The 17,763-nt window shown below is 56.3% G+C and carries 18 protein-coding genes and 2 pseudogenes; 12 read left to right on the top strand and 8 right to left on the bottom strand.

Annotated features, from left to right (window positions below; translation table 11 throughout):
• The 4 genes from ACZAHD_RS15890 to trmL all read left to right on the top strand — a co-directional run.
• The coding region (locus ACZAHD_RS15890) for an L-lactate permease (RefSeq protein WP_462457626.1) at positions 1-408 on the top strand (408 nt) is incomplete at its 5' end.
• Complete coding sequence (gene lldR / locus ACZAHD_RS15885) at positions 405-1,178, top strand: transcriptional regulator LldR (RefSeq protein ID WP_462457625.1); 774 nt, start codon at positions 405-407, stop codon at positions 1,176-1,178. The genes ACZAHD_RS15890 and lldR, both read left to right, overlap by 4 nt.
• Entirely contained in the window at positions 1,178-2,362 is a 1,185-nt protein-coding gene (gene lldD / locus ACZAHD_RS15880) for an FMN-dependent L-lactate dehydrogenase LldD (protein ID WP_462457627.1), read from the top strand. Before lldR ends, lldD begins: the two co-directional genes overlap by 1 nt.
• Positions 2,363-2,454: 92 nt before the next feature.
• Positions 2,455-2,928 carry a tRNA (uridine(34)/cytosine(34)/5-carboxymethylaminomethyluridine(34)-2'-O)-methyltransferase TrmL gene (gene trmL / locus ACZAHD_RS15875; protein ID WP_462457624.1) on the top strand — a complete coding sequence of 158 codons (474 nt, stop codon included), beginning with the start codon at positions 2,455-2,457 and terminating at the stop codon, positions 2,926-2,928.
• A gap of 178 nt (positions 2,929-3,106) precedes the next feature.
• On the opposite strand, the gene cysE is transcribed toward trmL, so the two are convergent.
• From cysE to ACZAHD_RS15850, 5 genes are all read right to left on the bottom strand, one after another.
• On the bottom strand, positions 3,107-3,928 hold the full coding sequence (gene cysE / locus ACZAHD_RS15870) for a serine O-acetyltransferase (RefSeq protein ID WP_004106845.1): 822 nt from the start codon (positions 3,926-3,928) through the stop codon (positions 3,107-3,109).
• 80 nt (positions 3,929-4,008) lie between these two features.
• The gene (gpsA, locus tag ACZAHD_RS15865) at positions 4,009-5,025 is read right to left on the bottom strand and encodes an NAD(P)H-dependent glycerol-3-phosphate dehydrogenase (protein ID WP_462457623.1); all 1,017 of its coding nucleotides are present in this window, start codon (positions 5,023-5,025) and stop codon (positions 4,009-4,011) included.
• Positions 5,025-5,492: a protein-export chaperone SecB gene (gene secB, locus ACZAHD_RS15860; RefSeq protein WP_004868904.1), complete on the bottom strand. Its 468-nt coding sequence runs from the start codon at positions 5,490-5,492 to the stop codon at positions 5,025-5,027. Before secB ends, gpsA begins: the two co-directional genes overlap by 1 nt.
• Before the next feature lie 58 nt (positions 5,493-5,550).
• A complete protein-coding gene (gene grxC, locus ACZAHD_RS15855; protein WP_004868906.1) occupies positions 5,551-5,802 on the bottom strand; it encodes a glutaredoxin 3 in 252 nt (83 codons plus the stop codon).
• Positions 5,803-5,913: 111 nt separating this feature from the next.
• The gene (locus tag ACZAHD_RS15850) at positions 5,914-6,345 is read right to left on the bottom strand and encodes a rhodanese-like domain-containing protein (protein WP_100682916.1); all 432 of its coding nucleotides are present in this window, start codon (positions 6,343-6,345) and stop codon (positions 5,914-5,916) included.
• Positions 6,346-6,590: 245 nt separating this feature from the next.
• On the opposite strand from ACZAHD_RS15850, the gene gpmM reads away from it, so the two are divergent.
• From gpmM to ACZAHD_RS15835, 3 genes are read left to right on the top strand one after another with little or no spacing between them, the layout of a single operon-like run.
• Positions 6,591-8,135 (top strand): 2,3-bisphosphoglycerate-independent phosphoglycerate mutase, encoded by a 1,545-nt coding sequence (gene gpmM, locus ACZAHD_RS15845; protein ID WP_462457622.1) that lies wholly within the window; start codon positions 6,591-6,593, stop codon positions 8,133-8,135.
• Between the two features lie 9 nt (positions 8,136-8,144).
• Positions 8,145-9,416, top strand: coding sequence for a murein hydrolase activator EnvC (envC, locus tag ACZAHD_RS15840; protein ID WP_462457621.1), 1,272 nt, complete (start codon positions 8,145-8,147; stop codon positions 9,414-9,416).
• A gap of 3 nt (positions 9,417-9,419) precedes the next feature.
• Complete coding sequence (locus tag ACZAHD_RS15835) at positions 9,420-10,370, top strand: divergent polysaccharide deacetylase family protein (RefSeq protein ID WP_462457620.1); 951 nt, start codon at positions 9,420-9,422, stop codon at positions 10,368-10,370.
• Here ACZAHD_RS15835 and ACZAHD_RS15830 read toward each other — a convergent pair.
• The 3 genes and pseudogenes from ACZAHD_RS15830 to kbl form a co-directional block, all read right to left on the bottom strand.
• Positions 10,367-10,678, bottom strand: a pseudogene (locus ACZAHD_RS15830) (glycosyltransferase family 2 protein); the annotation flags it as partial. The gene ACZAHD_RS15835 and the pseudogene ACZAHD_RS15830 sit on opposite strands and share 4 nt — an antisense overlap.
• 136 nt (positions 10,679-10,814) lie before the next feature.
• Positions 10,815-11,840, bottom strand: a complete 1,026-nt coding sequence (tdh, locus tag ACZAHD_RS15825; protein WP_462457619.1) for an L-threonine 3-dehydrogenase — start codon at positions 11,838-11,840, stop codon at positions 10,815-10,817.
• A 9-nt stretch (positions 11,841-11,849) separates the two neighbouring features.
• Entirely contained in the window at positions 11,850-13,043 is a 1,194-nt protein-coding gene (kbl, locus tag ACZAHD_RS15820) for a glycine C-acetyltransferase (protein ID WP_462457618.1), read from the bottom strand.
• Between the two features lie 213 nt (positions 13,044-13,256).
• Here kbl and rfaD point away from each other — a divergent pair, with 213 nt between their 5' ends.
• From rfaD to ACZAHD_RS15795, 5 genes and pseudogenes are all read left to right on the top strand, one after another.
• Complete coding sequence (gene rfaD, locus ACZAHD_RS15815; RefSeq protein WP_462457617.1) at positions 13,257-14,237, top strand: ADP-glyceromanno-heptose 6-epimerase; 981 nt, start codon at positions 13,257-13,259, stop codon at positions 14,235-14,237.
• Between the two features lie 79 nt (positions 14,238-14,316).
• The gene (gene rfaF / locus ACZAHD_RS15810; protein WP_462457616.1) at positions 14,317-15,381 is read left to right on the top strand and encodes an ADP-heptose--LPS heptosyltransferase RfaF; all 1,065 of its coding nucleotides are present in this window, start codon (positions 14,317-14,319) and stop codon (positions 15,379-15,381) included.
• Between the two features lie 3 nt (positions 15,382-15,384).
• Complete coding sequence (gene rfaC / locus ACZAHD_RS15805) at positions 15,385-16,353, top strand: lipopolysaccharide heptosyltransferase RfaC (protein ID WP_462457615.1); 969 nt, start codon at positions 15,385-15,387, stop codon at positions 16,351-16,353.
• The gene (locus ACZAHD_RS15800; RefSeq protein WP_462457614.1) at positions 16,353-17,516 is read left to right on the top strand and encodes a glycosyltransferase; all 1,164 of its coding nucleotides are present in this window, start codon (positions 16,353-16,355) and stop codon (positions 17,514-17,516) included. Before rfaC ends, ACZAHD_RS15800 begins: the two co-directional genes overlap by 1 nt.
• Position 17,517: 1 nt before the next feature.
• Positions 17,518-17,763: pseudogene (locus ACZAHD_RS15795) on the top strand (O-antigen ligase family protein); the annotation flags it as partial.

Genomic DNA, 17,763 nt, shown 5'->3' with positions numbered 1-17,763 from the left:
GCGTTCGCCTTTATCTCTAACTATTCCGGTCTGTCGTCGACGCTGGCCCTCGCGCTGGCGCATACCGGTCACGCGTTTACTTTCTTCTCGCCGTTCCTCGGCTGGCTGGGGGTATTCCTGACCGGCTCAGACACCTCGTCTAACGCGCTCTTCGCCGCGCTGCAGGCAACCGCGGCACAACAAATCGGCGTCTCCGATATTCTGCTGGTGGCGGCCAACACCACCGGCGGCGTCACCGGCAAAATGATTTCGCCGCAGTCCATCGCCATCGCCTGTGCGGCGGTAGGCCTGGTGGGCAAAGAGTCGGACCTGTTCCGCTTTACCGTAAAACACAGCCTGATCTTTACCTGCATGGTTGGCGTTATCACCACGCTACAGGCCTATGTCTTAACCTGGATGATCCCATGATAGTGATGCCCCGGCGTCTCGCAGACGATGTAGCCCGTCGTGTGCGGGCGCTGATTGAAGAACAGAAGCTGGAGGCGGGCATGCGACTGCCCGCCGAGCGCCAGCTGGCAGCCCAGCTTGGTGTATCGCGCAACTCGCTGCGTGAAGCGCTGGCGATGCTGGTGAACGAAGGTCTGCTGGTCAGCCGTCGCGGCGGCGGGACCTTCGTGCGCTGGCAGCACGAGGCGTGGTCGGAACAGAATATCGTTCAGCCGCTAAAAACGCTGCTCGTCGACGACCCCGATTACAGCTTTGATATTCTGGAAGCCCGTCACGCCATCGAAGCCAGCACGGCCTGGCATGCGGCGATGCGGGCTACCGATGCCGAAAAAGAGCGGATTCGCCTGTGCTTTGAGGCTACCCAGAGCGAAGACCCGGATCTCGCCTCACAGGCCGACGTACGCTTTCATCTGGCGATCGCCGAAGCCTCGCACAACGTGGTTTTGCTACAAACCATGCGCGGCTTTTTCGACCTCCTGCAATCCTCGGTCAAGCAGAGTCGCCAGCGGATGTATCTTGTCCCGCCGGTATTCGCCCGTCTGACCGAACAGCACCAGGCCGTGATGGAGGCCATTTTCGCTGGTGACGCCGAAGGCGCGCGGCAGGCGATGATGGCGCATTTAGGCTTTGTCCACACCACGATTAAACACTTTGATGAAGACCAGGCCCGCCAGGCGCGAATTACCCGCCTGCCCGGTGACCACAATGAAAATGCCAGGGAGAACCCGTGATGATTATTTCAGCCGCCAGCGACTATCGCGCAGCCGCACAGCGTATCCTGCCACCGTTCCTGTTCCACTACATCGACGGCGGCGCCTATGCCGAACACACGCTGCGCCGCAACGTTGAAGACCTGTCTGATGTGGCGCTCCGCCAGCGGGTCCTGAAGAATATGTCGGACCTGAGCCTGGAGACCATGCTGTTCAAAGAAAAGCTCTCCATGCCGGTAGCGCTGGCGCCAGTCGGACTGTGCGGAATGTACGCTCGCCGCGGTGAAGTGCAGGCAGCAGGCGCTGCGGATGATAAAGGTATTCCGTTCACCCTCTCCACCGTTTCCGTGTGCCCGATAGAAGAGGTCGCGCCGACCATCAAACGCCCGATGTGGTTCCAGCTGTACGTCCTGCGCGATCGCGGCTTTATGCGTAATGCGCTGGAGCGCGCCAAAGCGGCGGGCTGCTCGACGTTGGTCTTCACTGTCGATATGCCAACCCCCGGTGCCCGCTATCGTGATGCCCATTCAGGGATGAGCGGCCCGAATGCCGCCCTGCGTCGCTACTGGCAGGCGATGACTCACCCACAGTGGGCGTGGGATGTCGGTTTAAACGGCCGCCCTCACGATCTCGGTAATATCTCCGCCTATCTCGGTAAGCCTACCGGTCTTGAGGATTATATCGGCTGGCTGGCGAACAACTTCGATCCGTCGATTTCATGGAAAGACCTCGAGTGGATCCGCGATTTCTGGGACGGTCCGATGGTGATCAAAGGGATCCTCGACCCACAGGATGCGCGGGATGCGGTACGCTTCGGCGCCGACGGGATCGTGGTCTCCAACCACGGCGGCCGCCAGCTCGATGGCGTTCTCTCCTCTGCCCGCGCGCTACCCGCCATCGCCGATGCGGTAAAAGGCGATATCACCATCCTCGCCGATAGCGGTATTCGTAACGGTCTTGATGTGGTGCGCATGATTGCCTTAGGTGCCGATAGCGTGCTGCTGGGCCGCGCCTATCTGTACGCGCTGGCCACCCACGGCAAGCAGGGTGTAGCCAATCTGCTAAATCTGATCGAGAAAGAGATGAAGGTGGCCATGACCCTGACCGGAACCAAAACCATCGGCGAAATCAGCCGCGACTCTCTGGTTCAGAACGCTGACGCGCTGCAAACCTTCAATGCGATTAAGCAGGGTAACGCTGCGTAACCCCCCGCCCGGCGCTCTCCCACAGGGATGAGGGTCGGGCAAATATCTGCTATTCTGCCCGCGCGATTAAGAGCCTAATGAGACAGGGCAGCATGCTGAACATTGTATTATTCGAACCTGAAATCCCGCCAAATACCGGGAACATTATCCGCCTGTGCGCCAATACTGGCTTCAATCTGCACATTATCGAGCCTATGGGATTCACCTGGGATGATAAGCGCCTGAGACGCGCCGGGCTGGATTACCATGAATTTGCCGCCGTTCAGCGCCATCGTGATTATGCTGCCTTCGTGGAAAGTGCCAGGCCGCAGCGCCTGTTCGCCCTGACCACTAAAGGCACACCGGCTCACAGCGCAGTGAGCTATCAGGATGGCGATTTCTTGATGTTTGGCCCGGAAACGCGCGGCCTGCAAGCCAGCATTCTAGAGGCCCTGCCGGCGCAGCAGAAAATCCGTATTCCGATGATGCCAGACAGCCGCAGCATGAACCTGTCAAATGCGGTGTCGGTGGTCGTGTACGAGGCCTGGCGCCAACTGGGGTATCCTGGCGCGATATTGCGCAGTTAGCCTGAGTCATTCCCGGATTGCGGCGCAGGCGCCTTATCCGGGCTACCCACTCTCACCGACCTGTAGCCCGGCTAAGCGCAGCGCCAGCCGGGGAAAGCAATACGGCGACGAAGTCCTGGATTGCGGCGCTGGCGCCTGATCTTCGCTACGGACAGCGCGTTATCGGGTTAGCCCGATTCTAGATACCGTCGCCATATTCGAAGGTATGATGGATACCGTTAAAGTGCTGATCCATATCCATCGCTGGTTTATCGCTTTCAGGTTTACCGACGATACGCGCTGGTACGCCGGCTGCGGTGGTATGCGGTGGTACGGGCTGTAGCACCACGGAACCAGCGCCAATTTTCGCCCCCCGACCCACTTCGATATTGCCGAGGATCTTCGCGCCGGCGCCAATCATGACCCCTTCACGGATTTTCGGATGGCGGTCTCCGCTGGTTTTACCGGTACCGCCGAGGGTCACGGACTGCAGAATCGACACGTCGTCCTCAATCACCGCCGTTTCGCCGACCACAATGCCGGTGGCATGATCGAGCATAATCCCGCGGCCAATTTTCGCCGCCGGATGGATATCCACCTGGAAAGAAACGGAAACCTGATTTTGCAGGAAAATCGCCAGCGCGCGGCGCCCCTGATTCCACAGCCAGTGGCCAATGCGATAGGCCTGCAGCGCGTGGAAACCTTTCAGGTACAGCAGCGGCGTCGAGTATTTATCGACCGCCGGGTCGCGGGTGCGCACAGCCTGAATATCGCAGGCGGCGGAGGCGATCATCTCCGGGTCAGCCGCATACGCCTCTTCCACCACCTCACGAATGGCGATGGCGGGCATAATCGGCGACGCCAGCTTATTCGCCAGCATATAGCTCAGGGCGCTGCCCAGATTTTCATGTTTGAGTAGCGTTGCGTGGTAAAAACTGGCGAGCATTGGCTCACAGTCGGCCAGAGCCCGGGCTTCGGCTTTAATATTATTCCAGACGATATCCAGTTCTTCACACGGCATTGCTGACTCCAGGCGATAGCAGAATGACCGGCCAGTTCTACGCTGACCGGGTCATCAAGGTGACAAAGGTTCCTTTAAGATTAATTGCTGCGCTCGTCCTTGCGCGCGCGACCTAATAAAGTCAATGCTGCCTCGCGCGCAATTTTTCCGCAATACAATACCTGATAAATTTCCTCGGTTATTGGCATTTCGACCCCTAAACGCTGCGCCAGAACGCGAACTTCCTTGGTATTGCGATAGCCTTCAACCACCTGGCCAATCTTATCCTGCGCGCTTTGCACATCCATACCCTGACCGAGCATCATGCCGAAGCGGCGGTTACGCGATTGGTTATCAGTACAGGTCAGTACCAGATCGCCTAGCCCCGCCATCCCCATAAAGGTTTCCGGATCGGCGCCCAGCGCGGTACCGAGACGAGACATTTCAACCAGACCACGGGTTATCAGCGCCGTACGCGCATTAGCGCCAAAGCCGATGCCGTCAGACATCCCGGCACCAATGGCGATAACGTTTTTCACCGCCCCGCCAAGCTGCACGCCGATAAAATCCGGGTTGATATAGACGCGGAAGCTTTTTCCGCAGTGCAGCAAGCGCTGCAGGTCATCGGCAAATTGCGGCTCAGTGGACGCCAGCGAAATAGCCGTCGGCAGCCCTGCCGCCAGTTCTTTGGCGAAGGTCGGACCGGAAATGACCGCCAGCGGGATCGTGTCGCCCAGCGCTTCGCGCGCGACATCCTGCAGCAAGCGACCGGTTTCGGCCTCGAGGCCTTTCGTCGCCCAGACCAGGCGCGCATCCTGGCGCATCAGCGGTTTAATCTGCCGCAGAACCTCACCAAAGACATGGCTTGGCACCACAACCAGAATGTCGCGGCTGGCCGCCAGCGCGACAGACAGATCGCTTTCAAGATGCAGCGTGTCAGGGAAAGGGACGTCAGGAAGGAAAGCGGCGTTGCAGCGGTCATGTTGCAGCGTCGCGATATGTTGCGGGTCATGGCCCCAGAGCACAACATCGTGGCCATTTCTTGCCAGCGTGATGGCAAGAGCGGTGCCGTATGAGCCGGCACCGATCACAGTCATTGCAGCATTAAGTGCGTTCATCAGGCATCCTGATGTTGTTCGGCACCTTCGCCAGCTTGCTGCTGCAGATAGTTCATGAACAGCGCATCGAAGTTCACTGGCGCAAGGTTCAGTTGCGGGAAAGTACCGCGAGACACCAGGCTGGTAATGCACTCACGAGCATACGGGAACAGAATGTTCGGGCAGTATGCACCGAGGCAATGCGCCATCTGGTTGCCGTCAATGCCGTCGATGGAGAAAATGCCGCCCTGCTGTACTTCGCACAGGAATGCGGTTTCTTCACCCAGCGCAGCGGTGACGGTTACGCGCAGCACCACTTCATAGACGCCTTCAGCCAGTTGGCTGGAAGCAGTGTCCAGATCAAGTTTAACTTCCGGCTGCCAGTCTTTCTGGAAAACTTGCGGCGCATTCGGCGCTTCAAAGGAAATATCCTTGGTATAGATACGCTGGATCTGGAAAGTCATTTCGGTGCTGTTTTGTTCTGACATAGTAAAACCCTTTCGTGTTGTCCTTAAATACGCCTACCCGGCCTGGGTGGACGCAAAATTAGCGCAGCAGGGGATCAAGTCCACCACGTGAATCAAGCGCATACAAGTCGTCACAGCCGCCAATGTGCTGCTCATCAATAAAAATCTGCGGAACCGTCGTGCGGCCACTGCGTTGAATCATCTCTTCACGCTTCGCGGCATTGCCATCGATCGGCAGTTCATTGAACGTTACGCCTTTGCTGTTCAGCAGTGCTTTCGCACGGATACAGAACGGGCAGGTCGCTTTGGTGTAGATATCAATATTGGCCATGACTTCACTCCTGTTTTTTTACCCGCAGGATTTTACGCCGCAGACAAGGTTGCCCCCAACGGATCGCCGCAGCGGGGGAAACCTGGCTACGTCATAAAGACGTGGGTAAATTTATTTGCCGCGTACCAGCGGAAGGTTTTCGCCGCTCCAGCCAGCGATGCCTTCTTTCAGTACAAAGACCTTTTCGAATCCGGCTTTATTCAGCGCGCTGGCAGGCTCTTGCGCCTGCATACCGGAACCGTCTACCACTATAATGGGTTGTGCTTTGTGTTTTTCCAACTCACCAACGTTATTTGCCTTAATTTCGCTCGGCAGCAGGTTGATGGAGCCCGCGATATGGCCTTTACGGAAGTCGTCGCGCTGACGCAGGTCGACAACCACGGCATCTTCTTTGTTGATCAGACGCGTCGCTTCGCCACGGGTAATGACTTTAACTTTCGACATCAGCCCCTTAAAGGTGGTGAACAGCACCGCCACCAGCAGCGCGATCCACGCGATGCTCAGGACGGGGTGACGGCCGACGAATTGCATAATTTCTTGCATGGGGGGTTACAACTCCCGACTAAGTGATAAAAAAACCAGGGAAGGAGTATACCTGTGCATTGCGGCAAATACAGCCAGTGAGCACGATGTAATGTATTTTCTGCGGCCCGTCACGAAAAAATCCCCTTCCGACGACTTTCGCACGGGTCCGACGCTCTCTTTCTTTGATCTTTTACGGTGCTTTGAACGATTCAGCTGTAGTAAAATTACGCAAATTTTCTGTCTTTGAGCATGAGGTTGTCGCAATGTCGAATTCTAAAAAGCCGATGGTACTGGTCATTCTGGATGGCTATGGCTATCGTGAAGACCAGCAAGATAACGCGATTTATAGCGCGAAAACGCCAGTCATGGACGCATTGTGGGCGAAACGTCCCCATACGCTGATTGATGCTTCTGGCCTTGAGGTCGGTCTGCCTGATCGCCAGATGGGCAATTCTGAAGTGGGTCACGTTAACCTCGGCGCCGGTCGTATCGTTTATCAGGATCTGACCCGTCTCGATGTCGAAATCAAAGAACGCACGTTCTTTGCAAACCCGGTGCTGACCGCCGCGGTCGACAAAGCCGTTGCTGCGGGCAAAGCTGTGCACATCATGGGACTGATGTCCCCAGGCGGCGTTCATAGCCACGAAGACCACATCATGGCGATGGTAGAGCTGGCCGCCGAACGCGGAGCAGAAAAAATCTATCTGCACGCTTTCCTCGATGGTCGCGACACGCCACCGCGCAGTGCAGAAAACTCACTGGCGAAATTTGAAGAAAAATTTGCTGCTCTGGGTAAAGGCCGCGTGGCCTCCATTATTGGCCGCTACTACGCCATGGACCGCGACAACCGCTGGGATCGCGTTGAGCAGGCATATGATCTGATGACCCTGGCGAAGGGCGAGTTCCATGCCGACACCGCCGTAGCCGGTCTGCAGGCCGCCTACGCCCGCGATGAAAACGACGAATTCGTGAAGGCGACCGTGATCCGCGCCGAAGGCCAGGCGGATGCCGCAATGGAAGACGGCGACGCGCTGATTTTCATGAATTTTCGTGCTGACCGCGCCCGCGAAATCACCCGTGCCTTCGTTAACGCCGATTTCGACGGTTTCGCCCGTAAAAAAGAAGTCAAACTCGATTTCGTGATGCTGACCGAATATGCCGCCGACATCAAAGTCGCCTGCGCATACCCGCCTGCTTCCCTGGCCAATACCTTCGGCGAGTGGATGGCGAAAAACGACAAGACGCAGCTGCGCATCTCCGAAACCGAGAAATACGCACACGTGACCTTCTTCTTTAACGGCGGCGTTGAAGAGCCGTTCAAAGGCGAAGAGCGTATTCTGATCAACTCGCCAAAAGTCGCAACCTACGACCTGCAGCCGGAAATGAGCTCCGCCGAGCTGACCGAAAAACTGGTTGCCGCCATCACGGGTGGACAGTACGACACCATCATCTGTAACTATCCGAACGGCGATATGGTCGGTCATACCGGCGTCATGGAGGCGGCAATTAAAGCCGTTGAAACGCTGGACAACTGCATCGCTCAGGTGGCCAAAGCGGTGGAATCCGTTGGCGGCCAGTTGTTGATTACCGCCGATCACGGTAACGCTGAACAGATGCGCGATCCGGTAACCGGCCAGGCCCACACGGCCCACACCAACCTGCCAGTACCGCTGATCTACGTTGGCGATAAAGCCGTGAAAGTCGCCCAAGGTGGCAAGCTTTCCGATATCGCGCCAACCATGCTGTCGCTGATGGGAATGGAAATCCCACAAGAGATGACTGGCAAGCCGCTGTTCATCGTGGAATAATCCTTCCCCATGAGGGGAAAGGCGACTTATTCAAATACATGGATCGCAACGGCTGTTCGATCCGTCCTTTACGCCAGCGCACTCAGCGCTGGCGTATTGCTGTGCGCCGCACCCGCCCAGGCGGATGATCGCGACCAGCTCAAATCTATTCAGGCCGATATCGCCGCAAAGCAGCAGGCGATCAAGCAACAGCAGCAGCAACGCGCCTCCCTGCTTGCCCAGTTAAAAGTACAGGAAGAGGCCATCTCTGCCGCCACCCGTAAACTGCGTGAAACCCAGGATACCCTGAACCAGCTGAATAAGCAGATTAACGAGATGAACGCATCAATCGCTAAGCTGGAACGTCAGCGTGCCACTCAGGAGCGCAACCTGTCCGCGCAACTTGATGCCGCGTTCCGCCAGGGGCCACATACCGGGATGCAAATGATCCTCAGCGGTGAAGAGGGTCAGCGTAACCAGCGTATTCAGGTTTACTACGGTTACCTTAACCAGGCCCGCCAGGAGACGATCACCCAGCTGAAACAGACGCGTGAAGAGGTCGCCGCGCAAAAAGCGCAGCTGGAAGAAAAGCAGAGCCAACAGCAGACGCTGGTTTACGAGCAGCGCGCACAGCAAGCAAAACTGGAACAGGCGCGTAACGAACGTAAGAAAACCCTTTCGAGCCTTGAATCGTCTATTCAGCAAGGTCAGCAGCAGTTGGGCGAAATGCGGGCTAACGAATCGCGCCTGCGCAGTCGGATCGTGCAAGCAGAAGCCGCTGCGAAGGCCCGCGCTGAGCGAGAGGCTCGCGAGGCTCAGGCCGTGCGCGATCGTCAGCAGGATGCCTCGCGTAAAGGCACCACCTACAAACCGACCGAAAGCGAGCGTTCGCTGATGTCCCGCACCGGCGGTCTGGGCTCTCCGCGCGGTCAAGCCTACTGGCCGGTTCGCGGAACGTTGCTTCATCGTTATGGCGAACCGCTGCAAGGTGAACTACGTTGGAAAGGGATGGTTATCGCTGCATCGGAAGGCACCGAGGTCAGGGCAATCGCCGATGGCCGGGTAATTCTCGCCGACTGGCTACAGGGCTACGGCCTGGTGGTGGTCGTTGAACACGGTAAAGGCGATATGAGCCTTTACGGCTATAACCAAAGCGCGCTGGTCAGCGTCGGCACTCAGGTCCGGGCGGGCCAGCCGATTGCCCTCGTAGGCAGCAGCGGCGGTCAGGGCCGTCCGTCGCTCTATTTCGAAATTCGCCGCCAGGGTCAGGCGGTCAATCCACAGCCGTGGTTGGGAAGATAAGTTTTGCTTCAATTTCGCAGAATTGCATTCGCGGTAGCCGGTACGCTGGCTATGGCTTCGCCGGCATTTGCCGGCAAACTCTCCATCGTTATTGACGATTTTGGTTATCGTCCACAGACCGAAAATCAGGTACTGGCGCTGCCAGCAACCATCTCCATCGCCGTATTACCTAATGCTCCTCACGCCCGTGAAATGGCAACCAAGGCACATAGCCTTGGTCATGAGGTGCTTATCCACCTGCCGATGGCGCCGCTCAGCAAACAACCGCTGGAAAAAGACACTCTGCGTCCGGATATGAGCAGCGATGAGATCGAGCGCATCATCCGCGACGCCTATGGCAAAGTGCCATACGCTGTTGGCCTGAACAACCATATGGGCAGCGCGATGACCTCAAGCCTGTTCGGAATGCAAAAGGTGATGCAAGCACTGGAGCGCTACAATCTCTATTTCCTCGACAGCGTCACCATCGGCAATACTCAGGCCATGCGCGCGGCGCAGGGAACCGGGGTGAAGGTGATCAAGCGCAAGGTGTTCCTTGATGACACGCAGAATGAGGCCGATATTCGCGTCCAGTTCAACCGTGCCATCGCGCTGGCGCGACGCAACGGCTCCGCCATTGCTATTGGTCATCCGCATCCCACCACGGTGCGCGTCTTGCAGCAAATGGTCTATAGCCTACCGCCGGATATCACCCTGGTGCGTCCGAGCAGTCTGCTGAACGAGCCGCAGGTCGATACCTCAAGGCCGGACAGCGGGCTGCCGCCATCGAAAACTCCGCCGCCAACGTCACCGCGTAATCCGTTCCGCGGCGTGAAGTTCTGTAAGCTGCAGCATCCGCCGGAGCCGGTGAACGCCAGCCGCTTCTTCAGCATCCTGAGCGAAAGTATCAGCCAGAGCCCTCTGGTGCAGTACTACCTGCTGAAATGGCAGGGCTGGGACAAACCAACGAACTAAACGGATCCGGAATCTGTTCGCTTTTCCGCGGCAGATTCCCGTGTATTGTCAAAGACATACCCGGCTTTAAAATACTGCATAAAACGGTACAAGGTTGCCTATAGCCCGGTCACGGCGCCAAACACGCTGATGATCCCATGGCCCAGCGAGGGGCTGATCTTCTGATGTTTCACCATTCGGATGGCATAACGATTGAGCTTACTAAAGACTTCGGGCAGCGAATAAAAGGGATCGTGACGCGCCCGACCCGGGAGTTTGACGGGCCTGGCGTGGCCGACCGCCCGAACGTCAACCGGGCGGTTATTAAACGAACAGGCCAACAATCGATTTAGAAATGTGCGTTCACGTTGAAGGAGCGGTGAAATGTTACCCAAATCTCAATAAAAAAAGCGCCCGCAGGCGCTCAGAATATTGCAGCATCCAACCCGACCCGTTTTCTCCGGTTTAATCCCAGCTCAGCACCACTTTTCCGGACTGACCGGAGCGCATCGCATCAAAACCCTGCTGGAACTCATCGATGCCAAAGCGGTGGGTAATGATCGGCGACAAATCCAGCCCAGACTGGATTAATGCGGCCATTTTGTACCAGGTTTCGAACATTTCCCGGCCATAAACCCCTTTGATAAACAGCCCTTTGAAGATAACTTTTGTCCAGTCGATCGACATATCCGACGGTGGAATACCAAGCATCGCAATACGGCCACCGTGGTTCATGGTGTCCAGCATAGTACGGAATGCCGGCGGTGCACCGGACATTTCCAGGCCCACGTCGAACCCTTCAGTCATCCCCAGTTCGGCCATCACGTCGGCCAGGCTCTCCCTGGCGACGTTAACGGCACGCGTTACGCCCATCTTACGCGCCAGGCCCAGTCGATACTCGTTAACGTCAGTGATAACCACATTACGTGCGCCAACGTGTTTAGCGACCGCAGCCGCCATGATCCCAATCGGACCTGCGCCGGAAACCAACACATCTTCGCCAACCAGATCGAAAGAGAGCGCCGTGTGAACCGCGTTACCAAACGGGTCAAAAATCGACGCCAGATCGTCAGAAATATTGTCGGGGATTTTAAAGGCGTTGAAAGCCGGAATCACCAGATATTCCGCGAAGCAGCCCGGACGGTTAACCCCTACGCCAATGGTATTGCGGCACAGATGTGTGCGCCCGGCGCGGCAGTTACGGCAGTGGCCGCAGGTAATATGCCCTTCGCCGGAAACGCGATCGCCAATCTTAAAGCCGCGAACTTCCTGACCGATACCCACCACTTCGCCGACGTACTCATGTCCTACAACCATCGGCACCGGGATGGTTTTTTGCGACCATTCATCCCAGTTATAGATGTGTACGTCGGTACCGCAAATCGCGGTCTTGCGGATTTTGATCAGCAGATCGTTATGGCCGACTTCCGGTTCCGGTACGTCGGTCATCCAGATGCCTTCTTCCGCTTTCAGTTTGGATAACGCTTTCATCTCACGCCCTCAGGCAATCACGCCCAGTTGTTTACCGATGCGGGTAAAGGCTTCTACCGCACGTTCAATTTGTTCAGGGGTATGCGCCGCCGACATCTGGGTGCGAATACGCGCCTGGCCTTTTGGTACCACCGGATAGAAGAACCCGGTGACGTAAATCCCTTCTTTTTGCAGCTCGCGCGCAAAGTTTTGCGCAATCACCGCATCACCCAGCATGACCGGGATAATCGCGTGATCGGCGCCGGCCAGCGTAAAGCCCGCAGCAGTCATTTTTTCGCGGAACAGGCGGGCGTTGGCCCACAGGCGATCGCGCAGTTCGGCGCCGGACTCCACCATCTCCAGCACTTTAATGGAGGCAGCGACAATCGCCGGGGCTAGCGAGTTGGAGAACAGATACGGACGCGAGCGCTGGCGCAGCCACTCAACAACCTCTTTACGCGCGGCGGTATAGCCGCCGGATGCGCCGCCCAGCGCTTTACCTAATGTCCCGGTGATGATATCGACACGGCCCATCACATCGCAGTATTCATGAGAGCCGCGACCGTTTTCACCGACAAAGCCTACGGCATGGGAATCGTCGACCATCACCAGCGCATCGAACTGGTCCGCCAGGTCGCAGACCCCCTTCAGGTTGGCAATCACACCATCCATAGAGAACACGCCGTCGGTGGCAATCAACACATGACGCGCGCCGGCTTCACGGGCCTCTTTCAGACGCGCTTCCAGCTCCTGCATGTCGTTATTGGCATAACGGTAGCGTTTTGCTTTACACAAACGTACGCCGTCGATGATGGAGGCGTGGTTCAGGGCGTCGGAAATAATGGCATCTTCCGGGCCTAACAGGGTTTCAAACAGACCGCCGTTGGCGTCAAAGCAGGAGGAGTAGAGAATCGTATCTTCCATGCCGAGGAACTCAGCCAGCTTCTTCTCAAGCGCTTTGTGGCTGTCCTGCGTCCCGCAAATAAAGCGCACAGAAGCCATACCAAAACCGTGGCTGTCCATCCCCGCTTTCGCGGCGGCAATCAGCTCAGGATGGTTAGCCAGACCCAGATAGTTATTGGCGCAGAAGTTAATGACGTTACGACCACCGACGGTAATATCCGCCTGCTGCGCCGACGTAATCATGCGTTCTTCTTTAAATAACCCTTCCGCACGAGCGGTCTCAAGGCTATTGGTCAACTGTTCGTAAAAATCACCACGCATTGTAACTCTCCAGATTTGGCAAAATTTGGCACATATTACCCAAAGCTATACGCTGATACGAGATGATGCATGCCTGGATGAATTATTTGCAGCATAAATCACGCTCACCACCCCGCTTTACGGCGAATGGCTGAAGCCTGCTCCATGTGGTGATATGATATGAATATTCATGTCCGGATTGTCTCTGGACTCCATACTTCAAAGGTTACAGTTATGATCATCGTTACCGGCGGCGCAGGGTTTATCGGCAGCAATATCGTTAAGGCCCTGAATGACAAAGGCATTACCGACATTCTGGTCGTAGATAATCTGAAAGACGGCACCAAGTTTGCTAACCTGGTGGATCTGGATATCGCTGATTACATGGATAAAGAAGACTTCCTGATTCAGGTGATGGCCGGGGAAGAGTTCGGCGAAATTGAAGCCATATTCCACGAAGGCGCCTGCTCTTCCACCACGGAGTGGGACGGCAAGTACATGATGGATAACAACTATCAGTACTCTAAAGAGGTGCTGCATTATTGCCTGGAGCGTCAGATTCCGTTCCTGTACGCCTCGTCGGCGGCCACCTACGGCGGCCGCACCAGCGACTTTATCGAATCCCGTGAATATGAGCAGCCGCTGAACGTTTACGGCTACTCCAAATTCCTGTTTGATGAATACGTCCGCCAGATCCTGCCGGAAGCCGACTCACAGATCGTCGGTTTCCGCTATTTCAACGTCTACGGGCCGCGCGAAGGGCACAAAGGCAGTATGGCAAGCGTAGCTTTCCACCTCAATACTCAGTTGAATAATGGCGAAAGCCCGAAACTGTTCGAAGGCAGCGATGGCTTCAAACGCGATTTCGTCTACGTGGGCGACGTGGCCGCGGTGAATCTGTGGTTCTGGGAAAACGGCGCATCCGGTATTTTCAATCTCGGCACCGGCCGCGCGGAATCTTTCCAGGCGGTAGCCGATGCCGCGCTGGCATACCATCAGAAAGGCAGCATCGAATACATCCCGTTCCCGGAGAAGCTGAAAGGCCGCTACCAGGCATTTACCCAGGCGGATCTGACCAACCTGCGCGCAGCAGGCTACGACAAACCGTTCAAGACCGTTGCCGAAGGCGTAACGGAATATATGGCCTGGCTCAATCGCGACACTGACGCCAGTTCACAAAATCGTTCAAGCGGTATCAAAGCGGCAACTAAGTAAATCTCCGGAAGCTGACTAAAGTCAGTGATCGGGATGAACGCAGGCAGCCAACACAGAGATGGCTTGAAGGATGAAGTGAATGAAAATATTGGTGGTTGGCCCGTCATGGGTGGGCGACATGATGATGTCGCAAAGTCTCTATCGCACGCTCAGGGCGCGCTATCCCCAGGCGATAATCGACGTGATGGCACCCGCGTGGTGCCGTCCGCTGTTGTCACGCATGCAGGAAGTCAACGAAGCCATCCCTATGCCGCTCGGCCATGGCGCGCTGGCGATAGGCGAGCGCCGTAAGCTCGGACACAGTCTGCGCGAACGACGCTACGATCGCGCCTACGTGCTGCCGAACTCCTTTAAGTCGGCGCTGGTTCCCTTCTTCGCCAACATCCCACACCGCACCGGCTGGCGCGGTGAGATGCGTTACGGTCTGCTGAATGACGCGCGAGTGCTGGATAAAAACGCCTGGCCGCTGATGGTTGAACGCTATGTCGCGCTCGCTTATGACAAGGGCGTCATGCTCAGTGCCAAAGACCTGCCGCAGCCGCTGCTGTGGCCACAGTTGCAGGTTTATGACGGTGAAAAATCGCAGGTCTGCAACGCGTTCAACCTCTCTGCCGATCGCCCGATTATCGGTTTCTGCCCCGGCGCGGAGTTTGGCCCGGCAAAACGCTGGCCGCACTACCACTACGCCGAGCTGGCAAAGCAGCTTATCGACGAAGGTTATCAGGTTGTCTTGTTCGGTTCGGCCAAAGACCATGAAGCCGGCAACGATATCCTTGCTGCGCTGAGCACTCAGCAGCAGGCATGGTGCCGTAATCTGGCAGGAGAAACCCAGCTTGAACAAGCGGTCGTGCTGATTGCTGCCTGTACGGCCGTCGTCAGTAACGATTCTGGTCTGATGCACGTTGCCGCGGCATTGAACCGCCCGCTGGTGGCGCTATATGGCCCAAGCAGCCCCGACTTCACCCCGCCGCTGTCCCACAAAGCGCGGGTGATTCGCCTGATCAGCGGCTACCACAAAGTACGTAAGGGCGATGCCGCAGAAGGGTATCATCAGAGCCTGATCGACATTACGCCGCAGCGCGTACGGGAAGAACTGCATGCGCTCCTTGAAGAAAAAACCGATAAAGAAAAAGAGGAAGCGTAGCGGATGCGGGTATTGATCGTAAAAACCTCGTCCATGGGCGACGTCCTGCATACGCTGCCCGCGTTGACCGACGCTGCGCAGGTTTTCCCTGATATTCGTTTCGACTGGGTGGTTGAAGAAGGTTTCGCGCAGATCCCCTCCTGGCATGACAACGTCGACCGGGTGATTCCCGTCGCCATTCGCCGCTGGCGTAAAGCCTGGTTTTCCGCCCCTGTCAGGGCCGAACGCAAGGCCTTTCGCGACGCCGTACGAGCGCAGAAATATGACGCGATTATTGACGCCCAGGGTCTGGTCAAAAGCGCCGCGCTGGTCACCCGGCTGGCGCGCGGCCTGAAGCACGGTATGGACTGGCAAACCGCTCGTGAGCCGCTGGCAAGCCTGTTCTACAATCGCCGCCACCATATCGCAAAACAGCAGCATGCCGTTGAGCGCACCCGCGAACTGTTCGCCAAAAGCCTGGGCTACGCCAAACCCGACGCGCAGGGCGATTACGCCATTGCACGCCATTTTATGCACCCGGATACCCCCTCTGCCGAGCCCGAGCCTTATCTGGTGTTCCTGCACGCGACGACTCGTGATGACAAACACTGGCCGGAAGAAAACTGGCGGGCGCTGATCGGCCTGCTGGCCGTCAGCGGGCTGCGTATTAAGCTACCGTGGGGAGCGCCGCATGAAGAAGCGCGGGCTAAGCGTCTGGCGGAGGGTCACGACTGTGTTGAGGTTCTGCCCCGTATGAGCCTCGAGCAGGTTGCTCAAGTGCTGGCCGGCGCTCGCGCGGTTATCTCTGTCGATACCGGGCTAAGCCATCTTACCGCTGCGCTCGATAAACCTAACTTTACGCTGTATGGCCCGACCGATCCGGGGCTGATTGGCGGATATGGTAAAAACCAGCACACGCTCATATCGCCAACGAAAGCAACCAAGGATATTAGTGCGGATACGATATGGCGGGCGATGAGAGGAATGGTTTAATGCGCAAAATCCATGTGATTAATTTGGAAAAGATGGGGGGCGTCGAGCGCCTCTTCTTACAGTATATTCATGATATCACCGCCGGGCAGGATCGTATCTTTTGCATCAGCAACAATATTGGTCCGGAAATCGCGCAGCATCTGAAGGGCCGTAACATCACCTTCGTAAACCGGATAATCAACAACTACCCGGTAAAATTTCCACCGTTTCTACGCAAGTATGCGTTGCAAATCAAGACCTGGCTGGCGAATGCAGACGCTATCATCGTCTGGGATCTGGTCCCCGTGTTTGCTGCCAGGCCGTCCCGGGGAAAGGTGATTTATTACGATCATGGCTGCTCCTGGCGTTACCCTCACAATAAAAAAACGTCAGGCTTCTTTGCCTCGCTGAGCGGTTATATTTCAGCATCCTACGCATCTCAGCGGGTCATGACGTTACGCTTCAACCTACCGTGTCCTTCCCGAGTGCTAACCAATCGCATTGCGCCACCTGGCAATATTTTTACCGGCGATAAGCCCCTTTCCGCCCCCTTGCGCCTGGGCGTCGCGGCAAGGCTGGTGGGTCTGAAGGGGATCAGCGTCGCGTTGTTGACGTTAAAAAATCTGCTCGATCGGGGGACTCACGTCACTCTCGACATTGCCGGTAAAGGGCCAGATGAGCAGCAGTTCAAATCACTTGCCGAAAAGTTAGGTATTCGCGATCGCGTCAACTTTTTGGGTTTCCACGACGACTTAAGTCATTTTTTCAACCATATTCATATCTATCTCAGTACACCGGTTACAGAACCCTTTGGTCTGTCCTGCCTGGAAGCGCTGTTTTACGGCGTGCCGGTTATTTACCCGTTAATTGATGGGCAGCCTGAAGTGGTTAAAAACGGATACTGCGGCATTGGTATCACGCCGGACATTACGCCGGAAGACCATTTCAGACTCTGCGGTGTGAACGTCAACTTCCCTCACGATGTTTATTTTCCGCAACAAGATGCGCTACTTCCCCCGCGGCTATTATCAGCGGAAAAATGTGCCGACGCGGTGCTACACATCGTGAATAACGACTACGTACTTTTCCGCCAACATGCGTTTGAGCACGTAAAAGCGCATTTCGATGCCACGACCTTTGTCAGCGATTTTAACTCTACCGTCAGCGAACTTTTGGATGCATAGCGTGACCTTAGACAGCTCAAAAATCAGAAAAACGATACTGAACCTGGTTGTTTCACTGTATCTCCTTGCTTTTGCACTGTATTACATTGCTCCCGTAGAAATCAGGAAAGTGTATTACCTGGCCGGTTATCTGACAGTGTTAAGCGCACTGTTCAGCATCCGAATAGCTGGAACCTGGAAAGAGAATCGGGATCTCGCGGGTGCGTTAGCCCTCTTTGCCCTGGGGCTGTTTGCCTGGTACGGATTA

The sequence above is a fragment of the Raoultella sp. genome, assembly GCF_039594335.1.
Lineage (GTDB): Bacteria > Pseudomonadota > Gammaproteobacteria > Enterobacterales > Enterobacteriaceae > Klebsiella.
Note: the sequence above shows the minus strand (reverse complement) of the source record. Positions and strands in the feature narration are given on the sequence as shown.